This window comes from Microvirga sp. Mcv34 (assembly GCF_024519725.1).
Taxonomy (GTDB): domain Bacteria; phylum Pseudomonadota; class Alphaproteobacteria; order Rhizobiales; family Beijerinckiaceae; genus Microvirga.
Map to the genome: position 1 here is coordinate 26,778 of NZ_JALJRK010000041.1, position 20,368 is coordinate 47,145.

Below are 20,368 nucleotides of genomic sequence, written 5' to 3' on the forward strand. Positions count from 1 at the left end.
ATCTCCTGAATTCCTAGCATTTCTCAATGAGCCCTCTGAAAGATGAGGTTGACCTGGAACGGGCGCAGGCTCTTATGCGGTCCGATAAGACGGGATTCGCGCCGTCCATGAACCAGGCGGATGCGGGGGTGGGGATGTCCGAGTATCAGAATCGCGGCTTGTCGGCCTCTGCCGCTCTCGACCGGAGCATCGAGCGCCCTTGGGTCGTCCTCAAGCAGACATTGCTCGTGGCCGCCCTGATCCTGCTGCCTCTGTTCTACACGGTCGTGCCGCCGCTCGAGGATTATCCTAACCATCTGGCGCGGATGCAGGCGCTCGCGGGCATTCCGGGCAACGAGTCGCTGTCCCGGTTCTACGAGGTCGCCTGGGCGCCGATCCCCAACCTCATCATGGACCTGATCGTCCCGCCTCTGGTTCCGTTCTTCGGGGTCTATTCTGCCGGCCGGATTTTCGTGGGCCTGACGCTGCTCCTGATGCTCATCGGGCCGATGCTGCTGCACCGCACTCTCGACGGGCGCTGGTCGGCCTGGCCTCTCGTAGGCGGGCTGTTCGTCTATAACGGCTTCCTGTTCACGGGTCTGATGAACTACCTGTTCGGCGTTGGGGCCGCGGTGCTGGGACTGTCCGTCTGGATCAGGCTCTGCGGGAAACCTGTCATCGTCCGCGCCGTGGCGAGCCTGGCCTTCTGTACGGTGCTGTATGTTTGCCACCTGTCGGCCCTCGGCCTCTATGGCCTCGGCATCGCCAGTTTCGAATTCTGGCGGCTCTGGACCCAGAAGGCCTGGAAACCCGCTCCTCTCGTCAGGAGCGCCGTCGCACTCGGAGTGCCTTTCCTTCCTTTCCTCTATCTGCTGGTCACTAGCCCGACATGGGGACTATCCCACGACATCGTCTGGGAGTCGCAGGGCAAGTTCGAAGCCGTCACGCTGTTCCTCTCGGTCTACTCGGACGTGACCGATATTCCGTTCCTGATCCTGATCGCCGTTGCCATCGGAATCGCCGTGAAGCGCGGCCTGGTCAGCTTCCATCCGGCCGGCCTGATCGTGGCCGGCGTGCTGACGCTGGCCTTCCTGGTCATGCCGCGCATGGCTTTCGGCTCGTGGATGGCCGATCAGCGCATCGTTGTGGGCATCTTCTTCATGACGCTCGGCTTCATCTCGGTCGATCTGAAAAGACTCGAGAACCACAATGCTTTTTTCGCGGTCTGCCTTGTTGCGATCGCCTTTCGCGTCGTCGACGTCTCGGCCCACTGGGTGGCCATCTCTCAACCGCTGCAGGAGCTGAAAAGCTCATTGCGTCTCATGCCTTCGGGTTCACGGCTCCTCGTCACCCAGGCGGATGATCCTGCCGAGGGGGCTATCGACGCCGCCCTGTCCCATGCACCGAACCTTGCGGTGATCGAGCGTTCAGCACTCGTTTCACGCCTGTTCGTCGTGCCCGGGAAGCAGATCCTTCACACGCGGAAGGAATATCGCAGCCATGTTGATACGGAGGACGGGGACACGCCGCGCATCAGTCAGGTCATTGTGGCGGCGGAGGACGAAGGGGCGCCCGCCGACGGCCCCCACTACTGGGACGGCTGGACGGAGTTTTACGATTACCTGATCGTGCTTGGCACTGATACGGACGAGACGGCGAACCCCGCGCCCGATCTCCTGAAGATCGTGCATAACGGGCGCGGGTTCCAGCTCTACAAGGTCCGGAAGGATTCCTAAGGCGTCGGACGTGGATTCGGGTTCACGTCCGCTGCTTCAAGATCTGGGTCTTCGGCATCATTTCACCCAAAGTCGGTTCCCACTTTTGGGTCCGATGTTCTAAGCCGTCTTGGCGAACAGCTCGCGCCCGATCAGCATGCGGCGGATCTCGCTCGTACCGGCGCCGATCTCATAGAGCTTGGCGTCGCGGAGCAGGCGGCCCGTCGGGTAATCATTGATATAGCCGTTGCCGCCGAGGAGCTGGATCGCGTCGAGCGCCAACTTGGTGGCATTCTCGGCCGCGTAAAGGATGGCGCCGGCTGCGTCCTCCCGGGTGGTCTCGCCCCGGTCGCAGGCCTTGGCCACCGCATAAACATAGGCTTTCGCGGCATTCATGGTCACGTACATGTCGGCGACCTTGCCCTGCACGAGCTGGAACTCGCCGATGGCCTGACCGAACTGCTTGCGCTCGTGAATGTAGGGCAGGACCACGTCCATGCAGGCCTGCATGATGCCCGTGGAGCCGGCCGCCAGCACGGCCCGCTCGTAATCGAGGCCGGACATGAGCACGTTCACGCCCCGGCCGACTTCGCCGAGCACGTTTTCTTCCGGCACCTCGCAATCCTCGAACACCAGCTCGCAGGTGTCGGAGCCGCGCATCCCGAGCTTGTCGAGCTTCTGGTGGGTGGAGAAGCCCTTGAAGCCCTTTTCGATCAGGAAGGCCGTCATGCCGCGCGGGCCGGCCGCCGGATCGGTCTTGGCATAGACCACCAGCGTATCGGCCGTCGGGCCGTTCGTGATCCACATCTTGTTGCCATTGAGGACGTAGTGGTCGCCCCGCTTCTCCGCGCGGGTGCGCATGGATACCACGTCGGAGCCGGAGCCGGGCTCGGACATGGCGAGCGCCCCGAGATGCTCGCCGGAGATCAGCTTCGGCAGGTAGCGGCGCTTCTGGTCCTCATTGCCGTTGCGGCGGATCTGGTTGACGCAGAGGTTCGAGTGGGCGCCGTAGGACAGACCGACCGACGCGGAGGCGCGGGAAATCTCCTCCATGGCGATGACGTGCTCGAGATAGCCGAGCCCGGCCCCGCCATATTCCTCCTCGACCGTGATCCCATGCAGGCCGAGCTCGCCCATCTGGGGCCAGAGATCCCGCGGGAACTGGTTCGTCCGGTCGATCTCCTCGGCGCGTGGCGCGATCTTCTCCTGAGCGAAGTCGCGAACGGTCTCGCGGATGGCATCAGCGGTCTCGCCGAGATCGAAATTGAAGCCCTTGGCGGCATTCTGCAGCATCTGTTCCTCCCGGTTCCATTCGCCTTCCCATGGTCGCAGGAAGCGATGGATGGCTTTTCTGATCGCGCCATTTTGGTCAGCATTGCTGCCCTTATCAAGGGCGGATCGTTCGCAAAAGGAGAGGTGGAGCTGTCCCCGGGCCGGGCAATTGGTCTTATGCAATAAAGAAAAGCCCCCTCACCTTGGGTGAGGGAGCCTGAGCGTTCGCGCCGGTCGACCCGTCTACTCGCCGATGCTGGCGGTTTGGACGGGATCCATGTCGCGGCAGACGCCTTGTGCACTCAGGCGACGATGGTCGCGTGGATCGCAGGCGCTCTGGACGAACATGCGCCATTGGTTTTCCGTGCCGTAGAACGTGTTGCGGTCCACGTCGCCCTTCACGCCCGGGACGCGGCCCGTGGTCGTGAACTGCCAGAAGGTCCAGCGGCGGTTGTTGTAGCGCACATGCGGCTCGGCCGCCGTGCTGCGGATCCAGTAAGGATAGTCGTTGAACTCGCCTTCCAGAATTTCCTTGTGGAAGGTGATGTCGGTGTAGATGATCGGGCGCTTCCCGGTATGGGCTTCCATCTCGCGCAGCATCACGTCGATCATGGCGAGCGCCTGCTCGCGCGGGACCTTCTTGGGGCAGTTCACCGACTGGCCGTTCCACTCCACATCGAGAACCGGCGGGAGGGCGTCCGGATCCTGGGGCACGTTCCTCTTGAACCAGGCCGCCTGCTCGTGCGCCGGGCGGCACCAGTAGACGAAGTGGTAGGCCCCGCGCGGAACGCCCGCCCGCTTGGCCTCCTGCCAGTTTTCGTGGAATTTGCTGTCGATGTGGTCGCCGCCCTCGGTCGCCTTGATGAAGGCGAACTGGGTTCCGGCTTGGCGCAGGGAAGCCCAGTCGACATCGCCCTGCCATTTGGAGATGTCGATCCCGTGGATCGGGAGCTGGTGAGCGGATGCGACGCCTTCGTGAGGCCTGACGTCGCCCTTCGTCGGATAACGGCTCGACGAAGGCATGATGGCGCAGGAGGCGAGACCCAAGGCGATTGCAGCGAGCGCGCTGAACCGGGCAGCCCGTACGAAAGTCGTCAGGCCGGAACTCTTGGAGCGGCTGGGGGAGCGGCGGCGAGTCTTCATCGGTTCAACTGTATTGTACGCAAAACGGGATCGCACCAGAGATGCCCGAAGAGCGTTAACAGGCCCTTACGAGCGTGGCGCGAAGCGAGACTACAGACGAAACCAGAGTGTTGCGATACCCAAAAAGGAGAAGAAGCCGACGATGTCCGTGATGCTCGTGACGAAGGGGCCGGACGATACCGCAGGGTCGACGCCGAACCTGTTGAGGGTCAAGGGGACGAAGATGCCTCCGAGTGCCGCGAAGAGCAGGACCGAGATGAGCGCGAGGCCGATCACGAGGCCGATCTGGGGCGATTGAAACCACAGGCTCGCGACCGTCCCGAGGATAACCGCGAAGACCAGCCCATTGAGGATGCCGACCGCCGCCTCGCGGCGGATGATGCGCCAGGCGTTGGCGCGACCGAGTTCGCGGGTGGCCAGCGCCCGGACGGCCACTGTCATGGTCTGGGTGCCGGCATTTCCGCCCATGGAGGCTACGATGGGCATCAGGATGGCGAGTGCCACCATCCGCTCCAGGGATTCTTCGAAGACGCGGATCACGCCCGCGGCCAGGAAGGCGGTGCACATATTGGCGAAGAGCCAGGGGAAGCGGCTTCTCTGGGTATAGAGAACCGTGTCCGACAGCTCTTCGTCGGATTTCACGCCGCCGAGTTGCTTGATGTCGGCGTCGGCCTCCTCTTCGAGCACGTCCACGATGTCGTCGACGAGGATGACGCCGACGAGGCGGCCCGCTTCGTCCACCACGGCCGCGGACACGAGGTTGTAGCGCTCGAACAGGCGCGCCACCTCCTCCTGGTGCTCGGTCGCCTTCACCCGGTCCGGCTCGTCGTCCATGATCTCCTGGATCGTGACCGGGCGCTTCGAGCGCAGGAGCCGGTCCAGCGCCACGGCTCCGAGCAGGTGGCCCGCCGGATCGATGACGAAAATCTCGTAGAAGGTCTCCGGCAGGTCCGCCGTCTCGCGCATGAAGTCGATCGTCTGCCCCACCGTCCAGAACGGAGGCACGGCGATGAACTCTGTCTGCATGCGCCGTCCGGCGCTGTCCTCGGGGTAATCGAGGGAGCGCTGGAGCGCGACGCGCTCGATGGCCGGAAGCTGATCGAGAACCTCCGCCTTCTCCTCTTCGGGAAGGCTTTCGAGAATCGTGATGGCGTCGTCGGAATCAAGGTCACGGACACCCTCGGCGACGGTCGAGGTTTCGAGCTCCTCGAGAATCTCCTCGCGGACCGCTTCGTCCACCTCGGTCAGGGCGGCGAAGTCGAAGGACCGGCCGAGAAGTTCGATGAGACGAGGGCGCTGGTCCGGTTCGAGGGCTTCGAGCAGGTCGCCGAGCTCGGATTCGTGGAAGCCTTCGACGAGCTGCTGCAGGCGCTCGACCTCCGAGGCCTCGATGGCATCGGCAGCGGCGGCCAGAAATTCCGGATTGAGCTCGCCCTCCTCGTCCCTGAAGGCCAGGGCGTTGGCTTCGGGCTCATCGGGCTTCGGAAGCGGCGTCTTGTCTTCGACTTCCAGCATCAGCCGTCCTCTGAGGTGGGTTGTCGCCTTTTAGGCACGGGGGCAGGCCCGCGCAATGCGCCCTAAAGACTTTTCGAAGAATCGGTCGGTGGTCGTTTTTCGCCGGACCGGTGCAGGCGCCCGAGTGCTGGGCCCTGGCTCCCGGATCGGCAGAGACAGTCAACAAAAAAGGCCCCGAAAGGGGCCTTTTCGTCTTCGGCACCGAAGTGCCAAAGTTGGTGCGGTCAAGAGGACTCGAACCTCCACGGGTCTCCCCGCTACCACCTCAAGGTAGTGCGTCTACCAATTCCGCCATGACCGCGAACTCGGTTCCAGGAGTGGGTTTCTCCTGAAGAGGAGGCCGCTCTAGCAGATCGACCGGGGGGCTGCAACCCCTTCCGTATCGGATCCGCCAATTGACGTGAGCGAATGCCTCGCCTGTCGGCCACGGTCTAGGCGATAAGCGGCTGCAACCACTATATAGGCGGAAGTTCCAGGGCGCGCCGGGGATGCCTCCGGCTCTTTCGGGGGCAGGACAATTCCGCCCTGTCTCCCGCCTGGCTTCAAGGTGAATCGGTGTCGAACCTGCGAGACAGCCTGGCCGTTCAGTTCCAGCCCGAGAGCGGCTCTCCTCCCGTGGAATGGGCCATCACGGACGGCCTCGTGCCCTACGAGGAGGCCGTCGCATTCATGGAGGCGAGGGCCGAGGCCATCGCCGCCGGGGAGGCGCGGGAGCTGGTGTGGCTCGTGGAGCATCCGCCGCTCTACACGGCCGGTACCTCCGCCAAGCCGGAAGACCTCGTGGATCCGGACCGCTTCCCGGTCCATCAGACGGGCCGGGGAGGGCAATACACCTATCATGGTCCCGGTCAGCGGGTCGCCTATGTGATGCTCGACCTCAAGCGGCGCGCACCCGATCTGCGCCGCTATGTGACGGCGCTCGAAGCCTGGCTCATCGCGAGCCTGGATGCCTTCAACATTCGTGGCGAAAGGCGGGAGGACCGGGTCGGCGTGTGGGTGCGGCGGCCGGACAAGGGCGAGGCCGCCGAGGACAAGATCGCCGCCATCGGCATCCGCGTCCGCCGCTGGGCGACATTCCACGGCATCAGCCTCAACGTGGAGCCCGATCTCTCGCATTTCACTGGCATCGTTCCCTGCGGCGTAACCCAGCATGGGGTCACCAGCCTCGTCGATCTCGGAATCCCGGTTACGATGCCGGAGGTCGATGCGGCGATGCGCAGGGCCTTCGAGGAGATTTTCGGGCCGACCGAAAGGGCGGAGGGACCGTTGCTCTTGAGCCACGGCGCCTAGGTTTTTCACAGAGGATACGGCGAGGCTTCTCCCCAACGCCGCTTCATGCTCTAAGCTGGAGCAAACGGCTGATCATTGGCGGAACTTCCATGCAACGTGCCTTACTCGCTTCCCTCGTCGCCCTGGCTGCCTCAGCCTGCGCCTACCGGCCCGAGCCGACGGAACTCGTCAAGATCGTCGATTCGCCAGCGGACGTGCGGGTCTGCACCCGCCTGGGCGAAGTCAGCCCCGTGACCCCGACCACACCCGGAACGGCCAGGCCCGTCTATATCGGGTTCGGCACGACTCTCGGCAACTCGAGCTTCGGCTACGCCACCGAGGACATGCTGCAGTCGACTGTCGCGCTCGGCGGCACGCATCTCTACATGCAGAAGGTATCCGATGACTGGTCGCTCGTGCGCGGCATCGCCTATCGCTGCGGCTCGGGCGTCGTGCGCCAGGAAACCGTCATTCGTGCCAAAGGCTGACGCGCGAGGCGACCGAAGCCGGTTGCATCGGCTCCCTTGTTCTAGGTACTGACGTGGACGGCCCTCCGGCGTTTAGCCGTGAAGGAGCCGAGACCAAGAACGAGGGAGAAAGCCGCTGTGCCCGTCATCGCCACCTCCGCCGATCTGACATCGGATTCCGCGCGGGCGAACCGTGCCGCCTGGGCCGAACTCGCCGATGAGCTCCAGGCCAAGCGTCAGGACGTGGCTGAGGGTGGCCCCGCCAAGGCGCGGGAGAGGCACCTGGCCCGCGGCAAGCTCCTGCCGCGCGAGCGCGTGATGCGGCTCCTCGATCCGGGCGCTCCGTTTCTGGAACTCGGCTCGCTCGCCGCCCACGGCATGTACGACGACGCGATTCACGGCGCTGGGATCATCACCGGCATCGGGCGCGTCGAAGGGCGTGAGGTCATGATCGTCTGCAACGATTCGACGATCAAGGGCGGCACCTACTACCCCATGACGGTGAAGAAGCATCTGCGCGCCCAGGAAGTGGCGCGCGAGAACCGTCTGCCCTGCATCTACCTAGTCGATTCGGGCGGCGCGAACCTGCCGCACCAGACCGAGGTCTTCCCGGACCGGGAGCATTTCGGGCGCATCTTCTACAACCAGGCGACCCTGTCCTCGCTCGGCATTCCCCAGATCGCCTGCGTGATGGGCTCCTGCACGGCGGGCGGCGCCTATGTGCCGGCCATGTCGGACGAGACGATCATTGTGCGCCGCCAGGGCACGATCTTCCTCGGAGGTCCGCCCCTGGTGAAGGCGGCGACCGGTGAGGTGGTGTCGGCCGAGGATCTCGGTGGAGCGGAGGTCCATGCCCGCCTCTCCGGCGTGGCCGACCACTACGCCACCGACGACGTGCACGCGCTCGCCATCGTGCGTCGCATCGTCGGCACGCTGAACTCGCGCAAAAGCATCGATATCGACATCGCGGAGCCGGTGGAGCCGAAATACGCGATCCAGGATCTCGACGCGATCGTTCCCACCGACCTCAAGAAGCAATACGACATCCGCGAGGTGATCGCCCGCCTGGTCGACGGCTCGGAGTTCGACGAGTTCAAGCGCCTCTACGGCACGACCCTCGTCACCGGCTTCGCCCGGATCTGGGGCATGCCGGTCGGCATCGTCGCCAATAACGGCATCCTGTTCTCGGAAAGCGCGCAGAAAGGCGCGCATTTCATCGAACTATGCTGCCAGCGGCGCATCCCGCTGCTTTTCCTGCAGAACATCTCCGGCTTCATGGTCGGCCGCCAGTACGAGGCGGGCGGCATCGCCAAGGACGGCGCCAAGCTCGTCACCGCGGTCGCCTGCGCCCAGGTGCCGAAGGTCACGCTGCTGGTCGGCGGCTCGTTCGGTGCCGGCAATTACGGCATGTGCGGCCGCGCCTATTCTCCGCGCTTCCTGTTCACCTGGCCGAACTCGCGCATCTCGGTGATGGGGGGCGAGCAGGCGGCGAGCGTTCTCGCCACCGTGCGGCGCGACAACATCGAGGCCGAGGGCAAGGCCTGGAGCGCGGACGAGGAGGAGGGCTTCAAGGCGCCGATCCGCGACAAGTACGAAAAGGAAGGCTCGCCTTATTACGCCACCGCCCGCCTTTGGGACGACGGCATCATCCTGCCCTCCGAAACTCGCCGCGTGCTCGCCTTAGCCTTCTCGGCCGCGTTGAACGCGCCAGTTCCCGAGACGAAGTTCGGCGTGTTCAGGATGTAGCGGATCCGCCTGTCCGGGGCGTGGAACTCTTGCGGCCCGAAGGCGCTTTCAAAGCATGCCGCAGGAAGGATCCGACAATTATCGTCGTGCCTATGCCAGGCAGATCGTGCGTCTGGCGGAGGTTCGGAATGGACGCCTCAAGCAGGCCTTCGCGTCTGTTCCACGGGAAACATTTCTGCCGCCGCCGCCGTGGACCGTGATCAGCAGGGGCATGGCCACACAAACCTCCGACATTGCCGACATCTACGACAACGTCCTCGTCGCCATCGATCTTGACCGCGGAATCAACAACGGCGAGCCCGCCCTTCATGCGGCCTGGATCGATGCGATCGACCCGCAGCCGGGCGAGACGGTTATCCATGTGGGCGCGGGCACGGGCTATTACACGGCCATCCTGGCTCTGCTCGTCCAGCCGGACGGGCGTGTCGAAGCCTTCGAGTACGAGGCCGACCTCGCGGCCCAGGCGGAGCGGAACCTGGGTGCCTACGCCAACGTGACCGTCCATGCTGCGTCGGCCTTCGGCCGGGCATTGCCGAAGGGCGACATCGTCTATGTCAATGCGGGCGTTCTGGCGCCGGATGTGGAATGGCTGCGGGCGCTCAATCCATCTGGGCGCCTGATCTTCCCCTGGCAGCCGCACAAGGGCTGGGGGCCTGCGCTCTTGGTGACGCGGCGTTCACGAGGGTTCGACGTGCAATCGCTGATGCGCGTCGGTTTCATCTCCTGCAGCGGAGCGACCGAGAAGATTTCCATCAGCCGCGTTCCGACCGAAGCCGATCTGGCTTTGGTCCGATCCGTCTGGATCAGGAGCGATCGCCAGCCTGATTCCAGCGCCGTCGCGGTCTATGACGACGTGTGGTTCTCGTCCGTCGAACCGGAGGATCGAAGCGGGCGCGATCGTGGCTGATCGGCTTCGTCAATAGGGCTCGATCCTTCGTCGGCAAGGGGAATCCTGTCCCAAAAATGTTGCGGTGGAGCAACACCTTCAAACCTTCAACATCCTGCCTCTCTTGGCCCAAGCTCCGCCGCGATCCCGCCATAAACGGAGCGCTACACCTGGTGCAGGCTAAAGTGCTGCAAAACCAAAGCTTTACGTAGTGACGCCAGGGGCAGAATACGGGTTAAGGCTGTTCAGTTGATCCTTCCTAAGGGTCATTGCATCGGTGGCGTAGCACATGGCAGATCACGAGAGTTCCAAAGGACTTGGATCTCCGCGTGGGAACCGGTTGGAAGAAGAGTGCGGACCATGGATGCGCGGTTGATCGACAAGTCGAAGCTGCCGAGCCGTCACGTGACGGAGGGGCCCGCTCGCGCGCCGCATCGCTCCTATCTCTATGCCATGGGACTGACCAAGGAGCAGATTGCGCAGCCGCTCGTCGGCGTCGCCACCTGCTGGAACGAGGCCGCTCCCTGCAACATCTCTCTCATGCGCCAAGCCCAGGCGGTGAAGAAGGGCGTGGCGGCCGCCCAGGGCACGCCGCGCGAGTTCTGCACGATTACGGTGACCGACGGCATCGCCATGGGCCATCAGGGTATGAAGGCGTCGCTTCCGTCCCGCGAGGTGATCGCCGATTCGGTCGAGCTGACCATGCGCGGCCATTCCTATGATGCGCTCGTCGGCATGGCGGGCTGCGACAAGTCTCTGCCGGGCATGATGATGGCCATGGTGCGCCTCAACGTGCCGTCGATCTTCATCTATGGCGGTTCGATTCTCCCGGGCTCCTTCCGCGGCCGTCAGGTGACCGTGCAGGATCTCTTCGAGGCCGTCGGCAAGTACTCGGTCGGCGAGATGTCGGATGAAGATCTCACCGAGCTCGAGCAGGTCGCTTGTCCCTCGGCCGGCGCCTGCGGGGCGCAGTTCACCGCCAACACCATGGCGACCGTTTCCGAGGCCATGGGGCTTGCCCTGCCGTATTCGGCGGGCGCTCCGGCGCCTTACGAGATTCGCGACCGGTTCTGCGCCGCCGCCGGCGAGCAGATCATGGACCTGATCGCCAGGAACATCCGTCCGCGCGATATCGTGACCCGCAAATCCCTGGAGAACGCCGCGACGGTCGTGGCGGCTTCCGGCGGCTCGACCAATGCGGCGCTGCATCTTCCCGCTATCGCGCATGAGGCGGGAATCAAATTCGACCTGTTCGACGTGGCCGAGATTTTCAGGCGGACGCCCTACATCGCCGACTTGAAGCCGGGCGGGCGGTACGTCGCCAAAGACCTGTTCGAGGTCGGCGGCATCCCGCTGCTCATGAAGACACTGCTCGACCACGGCTACATGCACGGCGACTGCATGACCGTGACCGGCCGCACCATGGCCGAGAACCTAGCTTCCGTGAAATGGAACGACGATCAGGACGTGGTCTATCCGGCCGACAGGCCGATCACGCCCACGGGCGGCGTCGTCGGACTGAAGGGTAATCTCGCTCCCGAAGGAGCCATCGTGAAGGTGGCCGGCATGCCGGCTGAAAAGCAGACGTTCCGTGGCCCGGCCCGGTGCTTCGACGGAGAGGAGGCCTGCTTCGAGGCGGTCTCCAAGCGCCAGTACAAGGAAGGCGAGGTCCTGGTGATCCGCTACGAGGGGCCGCGCGGCGGTCCCGGCATGCGTGAGATGCTCTCCACGACGGCGGCGCTCTACGGCCAGGGCATGGGCGACAAGGTGGCTCTTATCACCGACGGCCGCTTCTCGGGCGCGACCCGCGGCTTCTGCATCGGCCATGTGGGGCCGGAGGCGGCGGTGGGCGGGCCCATCGGGCTGATCGAGGACGGCGACGTCATCGCCATCGATGCCGTCAAGGGCACGATCGATGTGGAACTCTTGGACGAGGAACTGGCGCAGCGCCGCTCCGAATGGAAGCCGCGGGAGACGAGCGCCACCTCGGGCTATCTCTGGAAATATTCGCAAACCGTGGGTCCGGCACGGGACGGGGCTGTGACCCATCCCGGCGGAGCTGCAGAAAAAGAAACCTATGCGGACGTTTAAACTCATCGCAGCCACGTTGTGGGTGGCTACCCTCGGCGCCGGCGCCGCCTATGCGCTCGATGCCGCGCCGCGTCCGCAACCGCTCACGCCTGCCCTGGCTCCGGCGCTCGCTCCGGGCATCAAGTACGGCTCGGCGCGCGATGCCCTGCGCAGCGGCATGCGCGACTATTATGCCGGCGACAAGATCGGAGCCGTGCATGCGCTCGAATATGCGGCGGGGCAGGGGCATTCGCTCGCGCTTTGGAAGCTTGGGCGCATGTATGCGGATGGCGACGGCGTCGAGCACGATGACCTGAAGGCGTTCGAGTATTTCTCCCAACTCGCCGATCAGCACGCGGACGAGAGCCCCGATTCACCTAACGCGTCGGTCGTGTCCAGCGCCTTCGTAGCCCTCGGCGGCTATTTCCTGGACGGCATCAAGGACAGCTATGTGGCGGCCAATCCGTCCCGTGCGGTCGAGATGTTCAGCTACGCGGCGACGTATTTCAGCGACTCCAACGCCCAGTACAACCTCGCCCGTCTCTATCTCGAGGGCACCGGGGTCCGGAAGGACGCCCGCCACGCGGCCCGCTGGTTCAACCTGGCGGCCGAGAAGGGCCACACCGCGTCCCAGGCGCTGCTGGGGCATCTGCTCATGACCGGCCAGGGCGTTCCGCGCCAGCGGGCGAAGGGCCTCATGTGGCTGACCCTGGCGCGGGAGGCCTCCACGGAGGGCCCGAAGGATCAGTGGATCGTCTCCCTCTATGACGATGCCTTCGCGGCTGCGGACGAGAGCGACCGCAAGTTGGCGCTGGCGCTGCTCGAGCAATACATCCAGTCGCGCCGGTAAGGCGGGCTGGCGAATACCCTCCACGTCATCACCGGCCGCGTGCCGGTGATCTCGATTTATGAAATGTCTAGCCTCGCCTTAACGGGATGGCCGGCACAAGGCTGGCCATGACGTCCACTTGCCCCTTCGAAAGGCGCAGTCACTCGATATCGAGATCGACCATCACCGGCACATGGTCCGAAGGCTTGTCCCAGCCGCGTACTTCCTTCCGGATCGAGGCCGTCCTGAGCTTGTCCTGTGCCTGGGCCGAGAGCAGCAGGTGGTCGATGCGGATGCCGTTGTTCCGCTGGAACGCGCCCGCCTGATAATCCCAGAACGAATAGAGGCCGGGCTGGTCGTTGCAGGCGCGGACGGCATCGAGGAAGCCGAGATTGACCAGCTCCCGGAACTTGGCCCGGCTCTCGGGCTGGAACAGGGCGTCGTTGACCCAGGCCGCCGGATCCATGGCGTCCTTGGGTTCGGGGATGACGTTGTAGTCGCCGCACAGGACCAGCGGCTCCTCGAGCAGGAGGAGGTTCTTCGCATGGGCGCGGAGACGGTCCATCCAGGCGAGCTTGTAGTCGAATTTGGGCGTGCCGATGGGATTGCCGTTGGGGAGATAGATGGAGGCGACACGCACGGCGCCGTGCGAGGTCGAGATCACGCCTTCCAGGTAGCGGGCCTGCTCGTCGCTGTCGTCGCCCGGCAGGCCGCGACGCACGTCCTCCAGCGGGCGCTTGGACAGGATCGCGACGCCGTTATAGGCCTTCTGGCCGTGGGTGGCGACGTTGTAGCCAAGGGCCTCCACTTCGGCGCGGGGAAAAGCCTCGTCCACGCATTTCAGCTCCTGGAGGCAGACCACATCCGGATCCGCGCTCTTCACGAAAGTGGCGAGATGGTCCAGCCTCTGCTTGATGGAGTTCACGTTCCAGGTGGCAATGCGCATCGTGTCACTCTCGCTCGTTCGTCCCATCCGTTTCATCGGATGTTCGCCCCCGGCTGGCAAGGTTGAACTCGTCGCCATCCCCACGGTTGCGCCCTATGCCTATCGATGAAGCGCTCCGGGCGACTACCCTTTATCCGCTTCATATGCCAATGGCCGATGCTCGGCATCCTGATCAGAGCCGTCATCGCTCATTCATCACGGAAGGGACCGGTCTTTGCCAAAGGTCGAGATTCACGGCTATGCCATCGTGTCGGACAACGACTGCATCGCGGATGCGTCCGGGCGAACGCCCGATGTGCTCCGCAACGATGCGGATTGGGCCTATTTCCAGGCCGAACTCAACAAATCGGCCGTGACGGTGCTGGGCCGCCTGGGCCATGAGGCCAATCCGAACCCGAAGGGCCGGCTGCGGATGGTCCTGTCCTCGTCCTCGCCTGGACTTGAGCGGCGGCCGGACGGCTGGTGGTGGAATCCCGAGACGCTTCCATGGAACCACGCCATCCGAACAATCCTGCCGGATGGCGGTTGCGTGGCTGTGCCCGGTGGACGTCGGGTCTTCGACCTCTTCCTCGCCATCGGCTACGACGCCTTCCACCTGACCCGCGCTGAGGGAACCTTCATTCCTGACGGCGTGCCCGTCTTCTCCGACTGCCAGGAGGGCGTGAGTGCCGAAGCCATCCTAGCCAAACATGGATTGAAGCCAGAGGCCCGCCGGATCCTCGATCCTACGGGGCCGGTAAGCCTGACAATATGGCGGAACGGTCGCCAAGACTCGTGAGTTGGCTTGGAGTTGACGTGCAACAGCGACCCGAAGGGAGAAGCCGATGCGTCACCTCACCATTTCGACCGCATTGCTCGCGGGCTGCCTGATTGCCGGTGCCGCATGGGCGCAAGGCTCCTCGGGAGGCTCCAGCGGAGGAGGCGCAGGCGGCGCTTCCGGCGGCTCGTCGGCCTCCCCGTCCACCGGCTCCTCGGCATCACCGAGTGGCGCCACCCAGCCTGGAGGAGGATCGTCCATCCGGCCGCCCTCGCAGGGGGCGCAGGGGAGTGCCGACCCCGGAAACAGCTCCAGCCGCATGGGCGGCTCGACCGGGAATACGGGAACGGGGAGCCGGGCGACGACGGGTACCGTGCCGCCTCCCGGCAACGAAGGCAGCACGGGAGGAACTGCCGCGGGATCCGGCGGCTCCCAATCAGGGCCCGGCACCACCGGAACGGTCGCAGGCGGCAATCGTCTACAACCGGGTGAGACTTCGACCGTCGCTCCCAGCTCCCGCGAGGAGAAGCTCCTCGAGGATGCCGATAAGCGGGTCAAACGGGGGATTTGCCAGGGCTGCTGACGCTCAGGCGGCCTGGTTGAGCGCCGGATAATCCGTGTAGCCTTCGGTGCCGCCGCCATAGAACGTGGCGCGGTCAGGTTCGTTGAGCGGCGCATTGAGCCGGAACCGCTCGACGAGGTCCGGATTGGCGATGAAGAGACGTCCGAATGCCACCAGATCGGCGCGTCCCTTGGCAACGGCTTCGGCCGCCATCTCGCGCCTATAGCCGTTATTGGCGATGTAGGCCCCCCTGAAGGAACGGCGCAGCCCTTCGTAATCCACCGCCACGGCATCCCTGTCGCCCTGGGTGGCCCCTTCGATGACATGGATGTACGCCAGACCCAAGCCGTCGAGCTTCTCGACCACATGGCTGAACAGCGCCTGCGGATTCGAATCCTCCGCATCATTCACCTTGGCCGGGGAAAGGCGGATGCCCACGCGACCCTTGTCCCAGACCTTGAGCACGGCCTCCGTCGCCTCGATGGTCAGGCGGGCCCGGTTCTCGATGGAGCCGCCATAGGCGTCGGTGCGCTTGTTGGAGCCGTCCTTCATGAACTGGTCGAGCAGATAGCCGTTCGCCGCATGGATCTCGACGCCGTCGAATCCCGCCTCCTTGGCGTTGCGAGCCGCGTTCTCGTAATCCCGCAGGATTCCCGGAATCTCTGACAACTCGAGCGCGCGCGGCTCGGACACGTCGGCGAAGCCCTCCTCAAGGAACGTCTTCGTTTGAGCACGGAGAGGCGAGGGACCGACGGGCGCACCGCCGCCCGGCTGGAGCGACGTGTGCGAGACGCGTCCCACGTGCCAGAGCTGGATGAAGATCCGGCCTCCAGCCTTGTGGACCGCGTCGGTCACCTTGCGCCAATGCGCGATCTGCTCGGGCGAGTAGATGCCGGGCGTGCGCAGATAGCCCTGGCCCTGATGCGAGATCTGCGAGCCTTCCGAGATCAGGAGACCGGCGCCGGCGCGCTGGGCGTAATAGGTCGCCGTGATATCGCGAGCCACATCCCCTTCCGCCGCCCGGTTCCGGGTGAGGGGAGCCATGACCAAGCGGTTGGGCAGGGTCAGGTCACCCAGGGTGAAAGGCTGGAACAATGCATTGGCGTCGGGATTCATCGAAAACCTCGTTTCATCCTGTGGAATTATCCAAAATACAGGTCGATACGAGATAAGCAGCCTTCCGTGTGGCGCAACGGAAGGCTGCTATGCAAAAACGCCATATCTCAGGGCGAAAACACCATGTCAGGCTGGGTTGCTGGCCTCGTCGAGCTCAGCGATGTCCGCGTCGTCGAGGTGCACCCGCGTCGCCTGAACGAGATCTTCTACCTGCTCGACGCTCGTGGCGCTCGCGATCGGGGCCGTGAGCCCGGGCCGTGCCATCAGCCACGCCAGTGCGATCCGGGCCGGTGTGGCATTCTTCCGGGCGGCGATCCAGTCGAGGGCCGCCAGGATTCGCCGGCCCCGATCGTCCAGATAAGCCGCCATGCGTCCGCCGCGCACGCTCTTGCCGAAATCCGCTTCCGACCGGTACTTGCCCGTCAGGAAGCCGCTGGCGAGGCCATAATAGGGAATGACGCCGACCTCTTCCTTCCGGCAAAGCGGCTCCAGCTCGGATTCATATTCAGCGCGGTCCGACAGGTTGTATTTCGGCTGCAGACTTTCGTAGCGCGGCAGGCCGCGAGCGGCGCTGATCTCCAGCGCCTCCTTCAGCCGGGCCGCCGTGAAATTCGAGGCCCCGATGGCCCGCACCTTTCCGGCCCGGATCAGCTCGTCATAGGCTTCGAGCGTCTCCTGCTGGGGCGTATCGAGATCGTCCCGGTGGGACTGATAGAGATCGATGGTGTCGGTCTGGAGACGCCGGAGCGAATCCTCCACGGCAGAGCGGATATAGCTCCTCGACAGGCCCTTCCGGTCCGGCGCCATCTCGGAACCCACCTTGGTGGCGATCACCAGATTGTTGCGATTGCCGCGGGCCTTCATCCATTTGCCGATGATCGTTTCCGACTCGCCGCCCGTGTGGCCGGGAACCCAGGTTGAATACACGTCGGCCGTGTCGATGAAGTTGAGGCCGGCATCGACATAGGCGTCGAGCACCTTGAACGACGTCGCCTCATCGGCGGTCCAGCCGAAGACATTGCCGCCGAGGCACAAGGGGGAAACCATCAAGTCCGAGCGGCCGAGCCGACGCTTTTCCATCTTTATCTCCATGTTCCGCTGCCGATCCGGAGCGGATCATGGAGATAGCGCATCGCGGGGAAAAGTGGACCTGCCTTTCCTCGCGATTGTCGTTGTCGGATGCTGCTTTCGCCTGCGATCAGGCGGCCGCGCTCAAGGTGATGCCGCGTGCCTCGGCAAAGGCGAACAGCTCGGATTCGCTTCCGACGCGATGCCGCTGGTCGATGGTCCAGCCGGTTTCGTCGCGCACCACGATGTAGCCCCGCGCCTGAAGACGGGACACCACCGACTGAATGCCGCTCGACTCGGATTTGGTCACGCCGCGTTCCGCGATGAAACGCTCGATCGCCGCTTGGGCGGCTTGGGCGAGGTCGATCGCATCGGCACGGTTGGCGGGCTTCGCCTTCGCCTTGGCCTGTGCGAGCGCGCGCGCCGGATCCCTGCGGACGGACTTCCAGCCGCCGCGGCCGGACGTCTGTCCTCCTGCGGCTTCGGGCTCCTCGGTCCGAGGAGCGGCAGGCGCTTCTGTCACGAGGATCTTCGGGGTGCTCGGTGCGACGGGTTGCGGGGCAGGGCGGAGAGGCGCGACCTGGGAAACACCCTGCACGGAGGGCAGGACGGCCTTCTTCTCCGGCTCCTTGAGCTTCTGGGCAGGACTGGGAGGCGTATTCTGCACCCTTTCACGAAGCACCTTTTCCTCGCGGGCCTTCTCGGCTCGCACCTTTTCTTCACGAAGCTTTTCTTCGCGAATTCTTCGGGCCGCCTCTTCACGCGCCTGGCGTGCCGTCTCGGCGGCCCGCCGCTTGGCTTCGGCCTCTGCCTTCCACGTCTCCATCTGCCGCTGCTTGGCTTCCGCTTCGGCTTTCTTCGCCTCCGCGTCGCGACGGGCGGCGGCCTCGGCCGCGCGCTTGACCCGAATGACGAGCCGCTGGTCGATGCGCCCCTTCTCGGCGATGGCGGCCCGCGCCGCGCGGATCATCCCCGATTCCGTTTCGGTAACGATCGTCTTCAGGTGTTCCGCCATGGAGGCTTCCAGAGCCTTGATGGCCTCGACGAGCGTCGTCTGGACGTCGAGCGATGGCAGCACTCTCCTCTGTACAGGCGCAGCCGAGGGAGCGGACATCTCGGCCCGAGGGGCAGGAGCATGACGTTCCGGCGCGAGAGGCCGGGGCGGCTTCTGTACGGCGGGCTTCGCCATCACCGGTTTTGCAGACGGCATGTGAGTCGACTTGGGGCGGACCGTTCCCGCAGCGGTGATCTTCGCCAGTTTGGAGAGATCACGTACGCCGATCAGGCCGAGATCCTGCATCTTCCAGCGGATCTGGGTCACGGTCCGGCCGAGCTCGGCGGCGATCAGTTTGTCGGTCAGCGGCGGGTCTGCCGAGACGAGATCGCGCAAGCGCACGACGCTGGCTTCATCCCAGGTCTGGTGAGGTTGGACGAGAGTGCCGATCAGGCGCGCCCGCGCATAAGTTGCCGGCACGGGCCTGCCCAGTTTCGCCGCGGTGACGGGAACGGGGACTTTGGCTTCCCGGTCGCGGCGCAAAATCTCGAGTTCTTCTTCAGTCCAGACCCTGTTCATTGCAGGGCTTCTCCTTTTCTCAGCAAGTTCGCAGCAAGGCTGGGATCCGGCGAATCTGCATCGCGAGAAGAAGAGCGAATGCGGAGAAAAAGGAAATTCGCCGGATCGTGCCGGCGACGGAAAACCGTTAAGCCGACATGCAGTGGAGGGGCACTTGATGAACGGTGCCGGTGGGGACGGACCGCGCCGCCGGAAACCATGGAGATGGCCCCGGATCGGGTCGCAGCTCATGCTCGTGCAGAGTGCTGCAACCCCTCACGAAGCCCAGGCTTCGCGACGAGGACCATTGCGGTCGTATGAGGGTGAGTTGCAGCTGCATGATGGTTTCAAATCAAGAGTGGTGCGAGGTTTAGTCGGCTTCCGACCAAATCTCAATGCTCATGACGTCCGTAGCGGCAACTTTCCTCAGGGGAGCCGGAGAGCGTTGCAGAACAACGATTTCGAGGTGTTTTCCGATCGGTCCGTAAGGATTGATTAACCATGACGGCGCATTCTCGCTCTTGTGAGTCCCGCGGGGATTTTACGCATGCCTGACAGGGGGAAGGCTCATGGCCGAGAGCAGCATCACGCAAACGATCAAAGAGAGAATTGAAGCCGTCAAGAAGGTCGTGAATCTCATCTCGCAGGCGGGCAGGGGAGACGACCTGCATGATCTGCGCGTGCTCCTGATCAACACCATGAGCCTGCTCAAGCGCGATCCCGGTATCGAGGCAGCGGTGGATGATCTCTACGCCTCGGCGGCCGCCCTGGTGCGCGATGCCTCATCCGGCTATCCTCCCAATGCAAGATCGCTCCGTCTCCTGGTCTCCGCGTCCGACCGGTTCTGCATGCGCCTCACCTCGGCCGTGGGCCGGATCGTCCCCGAACCCGAGACGCGGCTCAAAGGTTTGGAAGCGGCTTACGCGGTACAGCTCGAGCGCTTCTCCATGAATGCCGATCTGGATCCCGTCGGTCAGGTCGCTTAACCCGCCAAGGCAGGCGCGTCCGAATCCCCTTCCACATCGACACAGCCCTCCTTGCGCGCAGCATCGAGGGCTTTTTGTTGGGTGATGTGATCGTAGCTGCACTTCAAGAAACGTCGATAGGACCACACTCATTCAGCTGAATGTGCGGCGCGGATTGTCTTCGTCTATCTCTCTCGACAAAGGCTGCGCAGCATCGCGGCCCTTGTCGTGAGAGTATGTAGGGTTTTCATCGCCTGCAGCTTGCTAGACCAGCCTCTTGAGATGCCGAGGCGCGGAGGTCCCTTTGTGCGCAAGCTGGCGGCTGTTTGGCGTTGAGCGCCGAGTCCCGCAGGTCCGTTGTGCGTTGTGTGGCGGGGATGCTTTGGACATGACGAAGCCCCCGGAGGGTGTCTCGCGGGGGCTTGTGGTCTTGGTTGCGGGGACAGGATTTGAACCTGTGACCTTCAGGTTATGAGCCTGACGAGCTACCGGGCTGCTCCACCCCGCGTCA

17 protein-coding genes and 2 tRNA genes are annotated in these 20,368 nt (G+C 64.3%); 10 read left to right on the forward strand and 9 right to left on the reverse strand.

Going from position 1 to position 20,368, the window contains the following annotated elements:
- Positions 1-26: 26 nt before the first annotated feature.
- Complete coding sequence (locus tag OC446_RS19595; protein WP_262030699.1) at positions 27-1,715, forward strand: hypothetical protein; 1,689 nt, start codon at positions 27-29, stop codon at positions 1,713-1,715.
- A 99-nt stretch (positions 1,716-1,814) separates the two neighbouring features.
- Here the strand turns inward: OC446_RS19595 and OC446_RS19600 are convergent, their stop codons facing one another.
- The 4 genes from OC446_RS19600 to OC446_RS19615 all read right to left on the reverse strand — a co-directional run bounded on the left by OC446_RS19600 (position 1,815) and on the right by OC446_RS19615 (position 5,925).
- A complete protein-coding gene (locus tag OC446_RS19600) occupies positions 1,815-2,987 on the reverse strand; it encodes an isovaleryl-CoA dehydrogenase (RefSeq protein ID WP_262030700.1) in 1,173 nt (390 codons plus the stop codon).
- A gap of 222 nt (positions 2,988-3,209) precedes the next feature.
- The gene (locus OC446_RS19605) at positions 3,210-4,109 is read right to left on the reverse strand and encodes a glycoside hydrolase family 25 protein (RefSeq protein WP_262030701.1); all 900 of its coding nucleotides are present in this window, start codon (positions 4,107-4,109) and stop codon (positions 3,210-3,212) included.
- Positions 4,110-4,199: 90 nt separating this feature from the next.
- Entirely contained in the window at positions 4,200-5,624 is a 1,425-nt protein-coding gene (gene mgtE / locus OC446_RS19610) for a magnesium transporter (RefSeq protein ID WP_262030702.1), read from the reverse strand.
- Positions 5,625-5,840: 216 nt separating this feature from the next.
- A tRNA-Leu gene (locus OC446_RS19615) sits at positions 5,841-5,925 on the reverse strand.
- A 254-nt stretch (positions 5,926-6,179) separates the two neighbouring features.
- On the opposite strand from OC446_RS19615, the gene lipB reads away from it, so the two are divergent.
- The 6 genes from lipB to OC446_RS19645 all read left to right on the forward strand — a co-directional run bounded on the left by lipB (position 6,180) and on the right by OC446_RS19645 (position 12,912).
- Complete coding sequence (lipB, locus tag OC446_RS19620) at positions 6,180-6,914, forward strand: lipoyl(octanoyl) transferase LipB (RefSeq protein ID WP_262030703.1); 735 nt, start codon at positions 6,180-6,182, stop codon at positions 6,912-6,914.
- A gap of 89 nt (positions 6,915-7,003) precedes the next feature.
- Positions 7,004-7,381: a hypothetical protein gene (locus OC446_RS19625; RefSeq protein ID WP_262030704.1), complete on the forward strand. Its 378-nt coding sequence runs from the start codon at positions 7,004-7,006 to the stop codon at positions 7,379-7,381.
- A gap of 117 nt (positions 7,382-7,498) precedes the next feature.
- A complete protein-coding gene (locus OC446_RS19630; RefSeq protein WP_262030705.1) occupies positions 7,499-9,106 on the forward strand; it encodes a carboxyl transferase domain-containing protein in 1,608 nt (535 codons plus the stop codon).
- Positions 9,107-9,161: 55 nt separating this feature from the next.
- Positions 9,162-10,013: a protein-L-isoaspartate O-methyltransferase family protein gene (locus OC446_RS19635; RefSeq protein ID WP_262030706.1), complete on the forward strand. Its 852-nt coding sequence runs from the start codon at positions 9,162-9,164 to the stop codon at positions 10,011-10,013.
- A 339-nt stretch (positions 10,014-10,352) separates the two neighbouring features.
- A complete protein-coding gene (gene ilvD / locus OC446_RS19640) occupies positions 10,353-12,083 on the forward strand; it encodes a dihydroxy-acid dehydratase (protein ID WP_262030707.1) in 1,731 nt (576 codons plus the stop codon).
- Entirely contained in the window at positions 12,070-12,912 is an 843-nt protein-coding gene (locus OC446_RS19645; protein ID WP_262030708.1) for a tetratricopeptide repeat protein, read from the forward strand. The genes ilvD and OC446_RS19645 overlap by 14 nt, the downstream gene beginning before the upstream one ends.
- Before the next feature lie 139 nt (positions 12,913-13,051).
- On the opposite strand, the gene xth is transcribed toward OC446_RS19645, so the two are convergent.
- On the reverse strand, positions 13,052-13,837 hold the full coding sequence (xth, locus tag OC446_RS19650; protein ID WP_262030709.1) for an exodeoxyribonuclease III: 786 nt from the start codon (positions 13,835-13,837) through the stop codon (positions 13,052-13,054).
- 214 nt (positions 13,838-14,051) lie between these two features.
- Here xth and OC446_RS19655 point away from each other — a divergent pair, with 214 nt between their 5' ends.
- Both OC446_RS19655 and OC446_RS19660 read left to right on the forward strand, forming a co-directional pair.
- Positions 14,052-14,615, forward strand: a complete 564-nt coding sequence (locus OC446_RS19655; RefSeq protein WP_262030710.1) for a hypothetical protein — start codon at positions 14,052-14,054, stop codon at positions 14,613-14,615.
- 46 nt (positions 14,616-14,661) lie between these two features.
- A complete protein-coding gene (locus tag OC446_RS19660; protein WP_262030711.1) occupies positions 14,662-15,177 on the forward strand; it encodes a hypothetical protein in 516 nt (171 codons plus the stop codon).
- Between the two features lie 3 nt (positions 15,178-15,180).
- On the opposite strand, the gene OC446_RS19665 is transcribed toward OC446_RS19660, so the two are convergent.
- The 3 genes from OC446_RS19665 to OC446_RS19675 all read right to left on the reverse strand — a co-directional run bounded on the left by OC446_RS19665 (position 15,181) and on the right by OC446_RS19675 (position 18,913).
- The gene (locus tag OC446_RS19665) at positions 15,181-16,272 is read right to left on the reverse strand and encodes an alkene reductase (protein WP_262030712.1); all 1,092 of its coding nucleotides are present in this window, start codon (positions 16,270-16,272) and stop codon (positions 15,181-15,183) included.
- A gap of 126 nt (positions 16,273-16,398) precedes the next feature.
- Positions 16,399-17,352, reverse strand: a complete 954-nt coding sequence (locus OC446_RS19670) for an aldo/keto reductase (RefSeq protein WP_262030713.1) — start codon at positions 17,350-17,352, stop codon at positions 16,399-16,401.
- A gap of 118 nt (positions 17,353-17,470) precedes the next feature.
- Positions 17,471-18,913 (reverse strand): hypothetical protein, encoded by a 1,443-nt coding sequence (locus OC446_RS19675; protein WP_262030714.1) that lies wholly within the window; start codon positions 18,911-18,913, stop codon positions 17,471-17,473.
- Positions 18,914-19,461: 548 nt separating this feature from the next.
- On the opposite strand from OC446_RS19675, the gene OC446_RS19680 reads away from it, so the two are divergent.
- The gene (locus OC446_RS19680) at positions 19,462-19,878 is read left to right on the forward strand and encodes a hypothetical protein (protein WP_262030715.1); all 417 of its coding nucleotides are present in this window, start codon (positions 19,462-19,464) and stop codon (positions 19,876-19,878) included.
- Positions 19,879-20,288: 410 nt separating this feature from the next.
- On the opposite strand, the gene OC446_RS19685 is transcribed toward OC446_RS19680, so the two are convergent.
- Positions 20,289-20,365: transfer RNA gene (locus tag OC446_RS19685), tRNA-Met, on the reverse strand.
- Positions 20,366-20,368: the final 3 nt, after the last annotated feature.

Excerpts from the sequence above, each read along its gene's own strand:
- OC446_RS19665 (WP_262030712.1), bottom strand. The coding sequence starts at position 16,272 with ATGAATCCCGACGCCAATGCATTGTTCCAGCCTTTCACCCTGGGTGAC.
- mgtE (WP_262030702.1), bottom strand. The coding sequence starts at position 5,624 with ATGCTGGAAGTCGAAGACAAGACGCCGCTTCCGAAGCCCGATGAGCCC.
- OC446_RS19675 (WP_262030714.1), bottom strand. The coding sequence starts at position 18,913 with ATGAACAGGGTCTGGACTGAAGAAGAACTCGAGATTTTGCGCCGCGAC.
- OC446_RS19605 (WP_262030701.1), bottom strand. The coding sequence starts at position 4,109 with ATGAAGACTCGCCGCCGCTCCCCCAGCCGCTCCAAGAGTTCCGGCCTG.
- OC446_RS19635 (WP_262030706.1), top strand. The coding sequence starts at position 9,162 with ATGCCGCAGGAAGGATCCGACAATTATCGTCGTGCCTATGCCAGGCAG.
- ilvD (WP_262030707.1), top strand. The coding sequence starts at position 10,353 with ATGGATGCGCGGTTGATCGACAAGTCGAAGCTGCCGAGCCGTCACGTG.
- OC446_RS19670 (WP_262030713.1), bottom strand. The coding sequence starts at position 17,352 with ATGGAAAAGCGTCGGCTCGGCCGCTCGGACTTGATGGTTTCCCCCTTG.
- OC446_RS19625 (WP_262030704.1), top strand. The coding sequence starts at position 7,004 with ATGCAACGTGCCTTACTCGCTTCCCTCGTCGCCCTGGCTGCCTCAGCC.
- OC446_RS19600 (WP_262030700.1), bottom strand. The coding sequence starts at position 2,987 with ATGCTGCAGAATGCCGCCAAGGGCTTCAATTTCGATCTCGGCGAGACC.
- OC446_RS19645 (WP_262030708.1), top strand. The coding sequence starts at position 12,070 with ATGCGGACGTTTAAACTCATCGCAGCCACGTTGTGGGTGGCTACCCTC.
- OC446_RS19660 (WP_262030711.1), top strand. The coding sequence starts at position 14,662 with ATGCGTCACCTCACCATTTCGACCGCATTGCTCGCGGGCTGCCTGATT.
- xth (WP_262030709.1), bottom strand. The coding sequence starts at position 13,837 with ATGCGCATTGCCACCTGGAACGTGAACTCCATCAAGCAGAGGCTGGAC.
- OC446_RS19680 (WP_262030715.1), top strand. The coding sequence starts at position 19,462 with ATGGCCGAGAGCAGCATCACGCAAACGATCAAAGAGAGAATTGAAGCC.
- OC446_RS19595 (WP_262030699.1), top strand. The coding sequence starts at position 27 with ATGAGCCCTCTGAAAGATGAGGTTGACCTGGAACGGGCGCAGGCTCTT.